The organism is Stenotrophomonas sp. AB1(2024) (assembly GCF_037482345.1).
GTDB lineage: Bacteria > Pseudomonadota > Gammaproteobacteria > Xanthomonadales > Xanthomonadaceae > Stenotrophomonas.
This window is the reverse complement of the sequence record NZ_JBBHKO020000001.1, coordinates 3,684,662-3,694,510: the sequence shown is the minus strand read 5'-3', so window position 1 is coordinate 3,694,510 and position 9,849 is coordinate 3,684,662. Positions and strand designations below refer to the sequence as shown.

8 protein-coding genes and 1 tRNA gene are annotated in these 9,849 nt (G+C 64.2%); 4 read left to right on the top strand and 5 right to left on the bottom strand.

The window, feature by feature from the left end:
- Positions 1-100: 100 nt before the first annotated feature.
- Positions 101-478 (bottom strand): response regulator, encoded by a 378-nt coding sequence (locus WIX41_RS16585; protein ID WP_339449368.1) that lies wholly within the window; start codon positions 476-478, stop codon positions 101-103.
- A gap of 124 nt (positions 479-602) precedes the next feature.
- Here WIX41_RS16585 and WIX41_RS16580 point away from each other — a divergent pair.
- The 3 genes from WIX41_RS16580 (at position 603) to WIX41_RS16570 (ending at position 2,268) form a co-directional block, all read left to right on the top strand.
- Positions 603-689: transfer RNA gene (locus tag WIX41_RS16580), tRNA-Leu, on the top strand.
- 256 nt (positions 690-945) lie between these two features.
- On the top strand, positions 946-1,632 hold the full coding sequence (locus WIX41_RS16575) for a hypothetical protein (protein WP_339449366.1): 687 nt from the start codon (positions 946-948) through the stop codon (positions 1,630-1,632).
- A 165-nt stretch (positions 1,633-1,797) separates the two neighbouring features.
- Positions 1,798-2,268: a helix-turn-helix domain-containing protein gene (locus WIX41_RS16570; protein WP_339449365.1), complete on the top strand. Its 471-nt coding sequence runs from the start codon at positions 1,798-1,800 to the stop codon at positions 2,266-2,268.
- A 150-nt stretch (positions 2,269-2,418) separates the two neighbouring features.
- Here WIX41_RS16570 and WIX41_RS16565 read toward each other — a convergent pair whose 3' ends face one another.
- Positions 2,419-3,255: a hypothetical protein gene (locus tag WIX41_RS16565; protein WP_339449363.1), complete on the bottom strand. Its 837-nt coding sequence runs from the start codon at positions 3,253-3,255 to the stop codon at positions 2,419-2,421.
- A 391-nt stretch (positions 3,256-3,646) separates the two neighbouring features.
- On the opposite strand from WIX41_RS16565, the gene WIX41_RS16560 reads away from it, so the two are divergent.
- A complete protein-coding gene (locus WIX41_RS16560) occupies positions 3,647-3,922 on the top strand; it encodes a hypothetical protein (RefSeq protein ID WP_339449361.1) in 276 nt (91 codons plus the stop codon).
- A gap of 1 nt (position 3,923) precedes the next feature.
- Here WIX41_RS16560 and WIX41_RS16555 read toward each other — a convergent pair whose 3' ends face one another.
- From WIX41_RS16555 to WIX41_RS16545, 3 genes are all read right to left on the bottom strand, one after another.
- A complete protein-coding gene (locus WIX41_RS16555) occupies positions 3,924-4,280 on the bottom strand; it encodes a hypothetical protein (RefSeq protein WP_339449359.1) in 357 nt (118 codons plus the stop codon).
- Between the two features lie 699 nt (positions 4,281-4,979).
- Positions 4,980-7,232, bottom strand: coding sequence for a PAS domain S-box protein (locus tag WIX41_RS16550; RefSeq protein WP_339449357.1), 2,253 nt, complete (start codon positions 7,230-7,232; stop codon positions 4,980-4,982).
- Positions 7,233-7,396: 164 nt separating this feature from the next.
- Positions 7,397-9,763 carry a Tex family protein gene (locus WIX41_RS16545; protein ID WP_339449355.1) on the bottom strand — a complete coding sequence of 789 codons (2,367 nt, stop codon included), beginning with the start codon at positions 9,761-9,763 and terminating at the stop codon, positions 7,397-7,399.
- Positions 9,764-9,849 lie beyond the last annotated feature (86 nt).

The window sequence follows — 9,849 nt, the reverse complement described above, 5'->3', positions numbered from 1 at the left end:
AGGACATCACCCTTTCACGGTGGCGACCGGGGTTCGAATCCCCGTGGGGACGCCAATACAACGCAGAAAGCCCCGGCAATGCCGGGGCTTTTTGTTTGTATCAGCTGGCGACCGAATGACCCAGCGCAGCGCTCAGCGCTTCGTTCAATTCGGAGGTCAGGTAAGGCTTGGTCAGCACGCCTCCAGCGCGGAACGCCCCTGGCAGCTGAAAGCGCGCCATGCCCGTGGACACGACAAACGGAATACCGCGCGCGGTCAGCGCCTCGGCGACCGGGTCGCTGGTCTCGTGGTGGGCCAACCGGTAGTCGAGCAGCACGATCTGCGGTGCCCCCTCTTCCAGCAGACGCAGCGCCTCGGCCACCGATGCGGCCGGCCCGACCACTACCGCGCCCGACTGCGTCAGCTGCATCTCCAGCAACGATGCGCTCATCTCGTCGTTCTCGACTATCAGTATCCGCAGACCCTGCAACGCGCTCATCACCGTTCCCTGTATGGTTCAGCGCAATGAGTATAGCGTCGCGGCGGAATGAAGGTCCGGGCCGACGTGAACGATTCAGACCTCCCCAATCCGGCCCGGTTTGTATACACTACGCGGCCAGCCAGCCGAAGTGGCGGAATCGGTAGACGCAGCGGACTCAAAATCCGCCGCCTTTAAAAGCGTGAGGGTTCGAGTCCCTCCTTCGGCACCAGTTAAAATTGCAATAAAAACAAAGGGTTAGGCTTATCAGCCTAGCCCTTTTTGTTTTGCCCGGCCCTAGACGGTGTTGCGGCGTGGCCGAACTGTGGCCGAATGCTGCGGAGTGGCCAGCGGCAGGTGGGGCAGTGTCCATGCGACGCTAGAGTGCTTCCGGCACGCCGGGCGTGTACTGGCGCTTCTGCTGCTGGTGGACACGAAACCTTACGTGCATGCTGGCGCCTGCACCATATGGACCGGGGGAATCCACGATGAATAAAGCTATGTGCCATTTCTTCGCAGGTTCGGTAGCCGAGTGGCTCATGCTCGTAGTCACACTGTTCACGGGCATCGCTGTAGCAGTCCTGGCATATCAAGCAAACAACTTCACGAAGCGCACTAAAGCGGAGGTTGACGCATCTAACGCACGTCGTGCCCGGGTATTTGGATACATGATTAGCACAGAAGTTGGTGGTGCGCAGTCCGCCTTTTACAACATACGCAAAGCGCTTGAAATCGAGGTGGACAATGCGCGGATTCCCAACTTGGACAACATCCGACTTGCCGCTCGAAACGTGAGCAAATCCTTTCTCCCTAGCGTGACGCAGAGTATTGGTAACGTCGACTTGCTACCAGAGTCGTGCGCGGTACCACTTCTAGGTGCTGTGGCGAGTATCGAGAACGCACGCCGCTGCCTTGAAATAACGCTGGAAGCTCCGGTTAACGTTGAGGGAAACATCCTTACACCTGTCGGGATGAACAATATTGACCGGGTAGTAAGCCTGCTGATGTCTGCAGAGATTCGCTTTCAGAAAGCACATCGCGCCCTCTGGCAGTTCAACTTCCCCACCGAGCCGATTACCGAATGGCAGTACCCTGCGGATGCCATTTTGCCACCCCCTAGAGGCGCCGACGCCTCCGGGGGGAGTCCTTCTCGCCCTAGGGGCCTAGGGCCGTAGCGCCTCCCAAAGTAGACGCACTTCGGGATGCAGACATCCGGTCAAGCGATACCCAGTAGATCAGTAGAGGGGGAGGCACACCTGCCTCTAGGGGTCACTCCAAAAACCCTTGTTCGGAAGCGAGGCCATGCCCACTATTCACCCATCGACCAGCGGTGACGTGACATGACTGACGCGAAGATCAAGCCCCAGAACGAAACCTCCGAGGTAGAGAAGAAGTGGTCCAAGTCGCTTACCGAAGCAGGCTGGACCGCAATCCCTTCGGTCATCTTCGAACGCCAGCATGCGCTGGGGCTCGATCCGCTGGACGTAAACATCATCCTCCACCTGGCCGGCTACTGGTGGAAGGCTGAGAACGCTCCCCATCCGTCGAAGGCGACAATTGCGGCAGCCATCGGGGTTGACCCCCGTACCGTCCAACGCCGAATCGCAAGGCTTGAGGGCGCAGGATTCATCACCCGCATCGCGCGGCGCTCCAAGAAAGGCGGCACGACGACAAATCAATACTCGTTTGCCGGCCTGATTAAGGCTGCGACTCCCTACGCGCTGGAGCGGATCGAAGAGAAGAAGAAGCGCATCAACGAAGCGACCGAGCGGGCGAAGCGGAAAAAACCGCAGCTCACTGTGGTCAAGTGAACTATGCGGTGTAGCTCAATTGGATAGAGCGGTCACGCAATGGCAACCGCGAAGGCTGCCTAGGACTGGATCGGCAAGTTCATCCTAAAGCGTGACAGGTCCCGGTTCAAATCCGGGCACCGTCCCCAACAAAACAGGGCTGGCAACCTTTCAGGTTGCCAGCCTTGCCGCCCGCCAGCTCGGGCTAGTGCCGGATCGGGAAGGAGGAACCGCCCGGCGACTTCTCATCTGCGCCACTCGACCTTGATATCGCTGGCCCAGTCGATTCGGTGCGCCGTAGCGCATGGCATCCAGCGCGTGGTCTACCCCGCTGCTGTCCACGTCCTCCGGGCGCTTTATGTCACGCCCCGCATAAGGCGCTGTCAGCCACCAGTAGCGACATGCCCGGCTCACATACAGGCCGCGGTGATCGGGTTTGCCGGCATCGGACAGCAGGCGGCGCATTCGCTGCCATCCACTCACTCGGTCGCCCTTCTGCGCAGGGTAAAAATAGATGCCCTCACGCGCGAACTCGTCCGCGATGCAGCCGGCACCGCTGCCGGTTCTGGCGAATATGGCGTCGTCGGCCACACCGTGCGGACCGATCTTCCAGCGCGCGCACATGGCCTTGATCGCGTCGGCCAGTACCGGCACCGTCCAGCCGATGCCTTCGTTTAGCCGGTCGTCGCTGCGGTTCGTCGCCAGTTCGTCAATGGCCACAATGCTTCCGCGCGGATACCAACGACCATCCGGCCCCGTGTCTCCCGGCGACTCCGCCAGGAGATAGGTAACGGAAGGCGCGGCGCTGCCGAAGTCGTGCGCAAGCCACACCGACCATTCGTCGGGTATGTAGCGCCACGGCTCCACTGCGACGCGGCTCTCGTCCAGCACATCCGCGAAGTACGCGCCACGGCACACCGACCAATCGCCGTCCACCCAAGCCCGCAGCAGCTCCGGGTCGTCGGCGCATGCCGCGCCCAATTGGTCGCGGTACTGCGAACACGTCAAGGAACGGGTTGGCTTCAAACGTGCTGGGCGCGTACACACACAGGCGCTTGGACTTGTCCTCGATGAAAGGCGTCCACGGCGTGGCCTGTGTAAAGACGAACCGCTTGGCTAGCCACATGTGGCCAACGCCGCCGGGGTTCGCCGCGTACACGGTGCGAATCGGCATGTCCTTGGGGCCGCGCAAGTTGCTTCGCAGCATGTCGAGCAGGAAGGCGTCGCCGTACTGGCCGCATTCGGCCGCCATCAACAGCGTGAACTATCGGCCCTGATATTTGGCGTGGATGCAGGGCCGGCGATAGCCACAAGCTAGGCCGGCTGCGCCCCAAGGTTAGTCTCAACCTGTGAGATTGGACAATGCTTCACTTGGATAACTGCTGATAGGGGGTAATCCGTGACTACTTTTTGCGTCTCGTACGACCTGAATAAATCTGGCCAGAATTACAGCGCGCTTTACGAAGAACTGAAGAAGTCGCCGAACTGGTGGCATCACTTGGATTCCACGTGGCTCATCGTGACCAGCGAAACGGCCGAGCAACTGCGCGACCGCATTCGCAAGCACTTGGACGATAACGACACCTTGCTCATCATCAAGGTCGTTCGCCCTTATTCTGGCTGGCTCAGCAAGGAAGCTTGGGAGTGGCTGGACAAGAACATTCCATACTCTTGATCTAGCGCAACCCGAACTGTACGGCAGGCGCGTCGGCCGGCTTGGCTTTGTCGGCCGGCGTGTAACCCGCGCCGTTCGTTGACGTCGCGCCGCTGCCCGAAGCACGTGTGCCCACAAGCACATGCGCCCATCGCTTTGTGTCCACTGTGTGCAACTTCGTGTCGCGCGGGCACAGGTATTCGACAATCGCCTTGCCGTCGAACGACAGCGAGCTTTCGTTGCCGTCCGCACCCTTCACCATCACCGGCTTACCGTCCAGCGTTTGGAAACAAGGGCGGCCCTGTTCGTCCAGCGCAAACTTGTGCGCCTCCGCCCACAGGGCTTTGAACAGCTTGGGATCGATGCTGATGCTTTCCACCAACGCATCCGCCGGGCCTTCCAGTTGCAGCCGTTGCAGCGTGGCTGCGGCCGCCGCGTGGTCATCCTGGAGCGTCGCGTAGTCCTATCCACAGGCGCTAGGTGTGCACTAGCCGCAAGCCGTTACCCCGTTACCCTTCGACCAATTGATGAAGGCTAAGCCGTTGAAGCGCCTCCGCTTTCTCGCTCAAAAATGGGGTAACAAAAAGGGTAACGGTGAGGTAACGCGGGTAATAGCGGCCACGTGCCCCGGCTGCCCTTAAGCCGCCGGCTCTCCCAGCGCCTTCCCGCCAGCCGCCTTGCCCTGTCCGCTGCGTACCGCTCGGTAAGTTTGACCTGTGCCATGGTGTGCTCCTGTGGCCGAACTGTGGCCGTTTTTAGTTGGTACTGGGCTGTACCCCAGTTGCACACCAATGTATTGACGATTCTCGATAAAAGGCAACTAAATCAGTGACTTGAGATAGATAATTGCAACAATTGGCTGCGTTCTCAATGACCTACAAATGCTCAAAAGGCAGACTCAAAATCCGCCGCCCTTAAAAGCGTGTGGGTTCGAGTCCCACCTTCGGCACCATGGAATCCAAAAGGCCAGATCGAGAGATCTGGCCTTTTGCTTTTGGCAATCTTTACACCAGTCGCGGTACCGCCGGCCCGCCCTGCACCCCCGACTGCGGGGAAACCCTGGGTGGCAAGGCAGGGTCTACTCTGCGTCACGTGAGGACGTGCGTGCACCGCTGTCCACGTCCATGTCGCCGTCGCCGTCGCCGCCATCCAGCGGGTCGGGCCCGCCATGCACTGGTGCTTCGACCTGCACGTTGTTCTTGCCCAATGCCTTGGCCCGGTAGCACTGCGCGTCGGCGGCGGCGACCGCCACATCCACGCTCATGTGGCCGGCGATCGCCGCGATACCGATGCTGGTGCCGACCGCCAGGCGCTCCACGCGCCACGGCACGCTGAGGTTGCGCACCGATTCGAGCAGGTCGCTGGCGATGCGCCGCGCGCGCCGGAGCGTGCAGCCGGCCAGGATGACCGCGAACTCATCCCCGCCCAGGCGCGCCACGATGTCCGAATCGCGCACGCCGTGGCGCAGCACATTGGCCACCGCCCACAGCATGGCGTCGCCGGCCAGGTGGCCGTGGTTGTCGTTGATCGGCTTGAAGTTGTCCAGGTCGATGAACATCAGCGAGGCCGATTGCCCGGTACGCGCCACCCGGGTGATGGCCTCCTGCAGGTGCGCCTCGAAGCCACGCCGGTTGCTCAGCTCGGTCAACGGGTCGACCTCGGCCAGGTGGCGCGCCTCGCGCTGGCGGGCACGCTGCTGGGTGACGTCGCGGATCACCCAGACCGCGCCACTGACCTGACCGTCCTCGCCCTGCAGCCAGGCCCGGGTCAGGTCCACCGGCACCCGTTGCGCCCCCACCGACAGCAGCAGATCCGAATGCAGGTCCACTGCGTTGCTCTCCGCATCCAGCAGCACCGCCATGTCCAGCGGCGAGCGTGGCGCGTACTCGGTGGTAAGTTCCATCACGTCCTGGACCTGGCTGCCGGTCACCGGTGTCGCGCCCTCCCCGGCCAGCGCCCGCGTGGCCGCCGCGTTGGCGTACTGGATGTTCCCTTCGAGATCGAGGGTGAGCACCATGTCGGCCACCGCATCGAGGGTGACCCGGGTGCGCTGCTCGGATTCGCGCAGCTGCTGGCCACTGAGCCGCTGGGCGGTGACGTCCTGGATCTGCGAGACGAAATGCAGCGGTTCGCCGTGCGGCGCGCGCACCAGCGATACCGACAACCGGCCCCAGACGACGTTGCCGCCCTTGCCAAGGTAACGCTTGTCCATGTGGTAGTGGTCACGGCGGCCGGCCAGCAGGTCGCCGACCAGGGCCAGGTCGGCGTTGAGGTCGTCGGGATGGGTCAAGGTCTGGAAATCGATCTCGAGCAGTTCGGCGCGCGTGTAACCGAGAATGCCGCACAGCGCGTCGTTGACGTCCAGCCAGCGCCCTTCCAGCGAGACCAGCGCCATGCCCAGCGCGGCCGAAGAAAAAGCGCCCGCGAATTTTTCCGCGGCCACATGCGCCTGCTCGCGCACTTCCAGCAACGGTGTGATGTCCATCGCCATGCCGACGTAGCCCAGGCGCTGGCCGTTGCCCGAATCGAGCGGGCTGATCGACAGCCGCACCTGGCGGTGTTCGCCATCCTTGCGCACGAAGGTCCACTGGTGCGACCAGGTACCGTGCGCGGCGCGCGCGGTCAGCGCCTCGAAGATGGTCGGCACCCGGCCATGGGCATCGGCCTGCGGGCGCAGATACTCCTCCATCTCGTGCACTTCATGGAACAGCCCCGGATTGACCCGCCCGATCACTTCGTTCGGGTGATAGCCCAGCAGCTTCTGCGCGCCGCTGTTGAACAGATTGACTACGCCATCAGGATCGGTGGCGATCACCGCGACTTCGTCCGAGGCATCCACCACCGCCTGCAGCCGCTGGCGCATGTTGGCCGCATCTTCAAGCGCGTTCTGCAGGTCGCTGACATCGGCATGCGCGCCCGCCATCCACACCGGTTGACCCTGCGCATCCCATTCGTACACGCGGCCGCGGTCCTGCACCCAGATCCAATGCCCGTCTTTGTGGCGCATCCGGCACAGGCTGTCGTAGTGCGGCGAGCGCCCTTCCAGGTGCTCGCGCAGCAGCGCGTTGGACTGCGCGAGGTCGTCGGGATGGACCAGCCGGAAGAACGTCTCCGGCGTGATCGGCGCCAGTTCCTCGCGGGTATGGCCCACGATCTGCGCCCAGCGCTCGTTGACCCGCATCTGGCCGCTCTGGCAGTTCCACTCCCAGGTGCCCATGGCGGTGCCGTCGATGATCATTTCCAGGCGGCGGCGCTGCTCGGCCGTTTCCTGCAGCGCGCGGGCCAGCTCGGCCGGTTCGTCGCTGTGCGGCGGGGCAGCGTTGCGTTTCATGCGGGCACCGCGTCGCTGCCATGGCTGGCAATGTCGCACTGGCACGGACCCCACTGCCCCGCCTGGTGATCTGTCATCTGGCCTCCCGCCGCCGCCGGTACAGCGTACCGGCATTCAACGGGAAACGGGATCAAGCCATCGTCAATCCCGTGACGACGGCGGTCTCAACCGCCGCGCTTGGCCCGGGCGAAGGCGTCGGCCAAGGCATTGTTGGCTGGCGGCGCGCTGCTGCCCGGGCGCGGGCCGGAGGGCGCACCACGGCCGCCGGGGCGGGCACCGCCGCCATCGCGCCGGCCAGCACCGGCCGGGCGCTGGTCGCGCTCGCCGGGCGCCTTGGCCGGGGCCGGGCTGTCGTCCAGGCGACGAGTCAGCGCAATGCGCTTGCGCGCCACGTCGACCTCCAGCACTTTCACCTTGACGATGTCGCCGGCCTTGACCACGTCGCGCGGGTCCTTCACGTAGGTATCGGACAGCGCCGAGATGTGGATCAGGCCATCCTGGTGCACGCCGATGTCCACGAACGCACCGAAGGCGGCCACGTTGCTGACCACGCCCTCCAGCACCATGCCGGGCTTGAGGTCCTTGATCTCCTCCACGCCCTCGGCAAAGCGCGCGGCCTTGAACTCCGGGCGCGGGTCGCGGCCGGGCTTTTCCAGTTCCTTCAGGATGTCGCGCACGGTCGGCACCCCGAAGGTGGCATCGGTGAACTGTTCGGCCTTCAGCCCGCGCAGGAAGCTGCCATCGCCGATCAGCGTCTTGATCGGGCGCGCGGTGGCAGCCACGATGCGCTCCACCACCGGGTAGGCCTCCGGGTGTACCGAGGAGGCGTCCAGCGGCTGGTCGCCGTCGGCAATGCGCAGGAAGCCGGCGCACTGTTCAAAGGTCTTGTCGCCCAGGCGCGCCACCTTGAGCAGGTCCTTGCGGCGCTTGAACGGACCGTTCTCGTCGCGGTGACGCACGATGTTCTCGGCCACGGTGGAGGACAGCCCCGACACCCTCGCCAACAGTGCCGCCGAAGCGGTATTGACGTGCACGCCGACCGCGTTCACGCAGTCTTCCACGCGCGCGTCCAGCGCGCGCGCCAGGCGGTACTGATCCACGTCGTGCTGGTACTGGCCCACGCCGATGGCCTTGGGTTCGATCTTGACCAGCTCGGCCAGCGGATCCTGCAGACGGCGGGCGATGGAGACCGCACCACGGATCGACACGTCCAGGTCCGGGAACTCCTTGGCCGCAAATTCCGAGGCCGAATACACCGATGCGCCGGCTTCGCTGACCACGATCTTCTGCAGCTTGGCGTCGCCCAGGGCCTGGATCACTTCACCGGCCAGCTTGTCGGTCTCGCGGCTGGCGGTGCCGTTGCCGATCGCGATCAGCTCCACGTTGTGCTTCATGCACAGCTGCCTGATGGTCTGCAGCGACTGCTCCCACTGGCGGCGGGGTTCGTGCGGGTAAATGGTGTCGGTGGCGACCAGCTTGCCGGTGGCATCGACCACGGCGATCTTGCAGCCGGTGCGGATGCCCGGGTCCAGCCCGAGCACGGTCTTGGGCCCGGCCGGCGCAGCCAGCAGCAGGTCCTTGAGGTTGTCGCCGAACACCGCGATGGCCTCGGCTTCGGCCTTTTCACGGGCCTGGTTGAACAGGTCCAGCAGCAGGTGCATGTGCAGCTTGGCGCGCCAGGTCAGGCGGCAGGCGTCGAGCAGCCAGCGGTCGCCCGGGCGCCCGGCATCCCGGATCCCGGCCTTGAACGCCACGCGGCCCTCGGCATACACGTGGCCGGCCTCGGCGTCACTGCCCGGGTCCAGTTCCAGGAACAGGATGTCCTCGCGGCGCGCACGGAACAGCGCCAGCAGGCGGTGCGAGGGAATCTTCGCCAGCCCTTCGGCATGCTCGAAGTAATCGCGGTACTTGGCGCCCTGCTCTTCCTTGCCTTCGGCCACGCGCGCGCGGATCACGCCATGCTCGCCCAGCCAGGCGCGCAGCTCACCGACCAGCGCGGCATCTTCACCCCAGCGCTCCATCAGGATCGCGCGTGCGCCTTCCAGTGCGGCCTTGGTATCGGCCACGCCCTTGTCGGTGTCGACATAGCCGGCGGCGAACACCTGCGGGTCCAGCCCCGGATCGGCCAGCAAACCGTCGGCCAGCGGTTCCAGCCCCGCTTCGCGGGCGATCTGCGCGCGGGTGCGGCGCTTGGGTTTGTAGGGCAGGTACAGGTCTTCCAGGCGCGACTTGGTATCGGCGCCAAGGATGTCGTTGCGCAGTTCGTCGCTGAGCTTGCCCTGTTCGTCGATGCTGGCCAGCACCGCCGCGCGACGCTCTTCCAGCTCGCGCAGGTAGGTCAGGCGGCTTTCCAGGTTGCGCAGCTGGGTATCGTCCAGGCCACCGGTGACTTCCTTGCGGTAGCGGGCGATGAACGGAACGCTGGCACCTTCGTCGAGCAGTGCGATGGCGGCGTGCGCCTGGGCCGTCTGGGCACCGATTTCATCGGCGATGGTCTGGGCAATCTGCTGGGCGAGCTTGAGGTCTGGCATTGCGTCCGGCCGAAGCCACTATGCGGAAAACACCGATTGTGGCAACGCACGGCGGTGGGGGGAACCCATTGACATTTCGCTGCGCC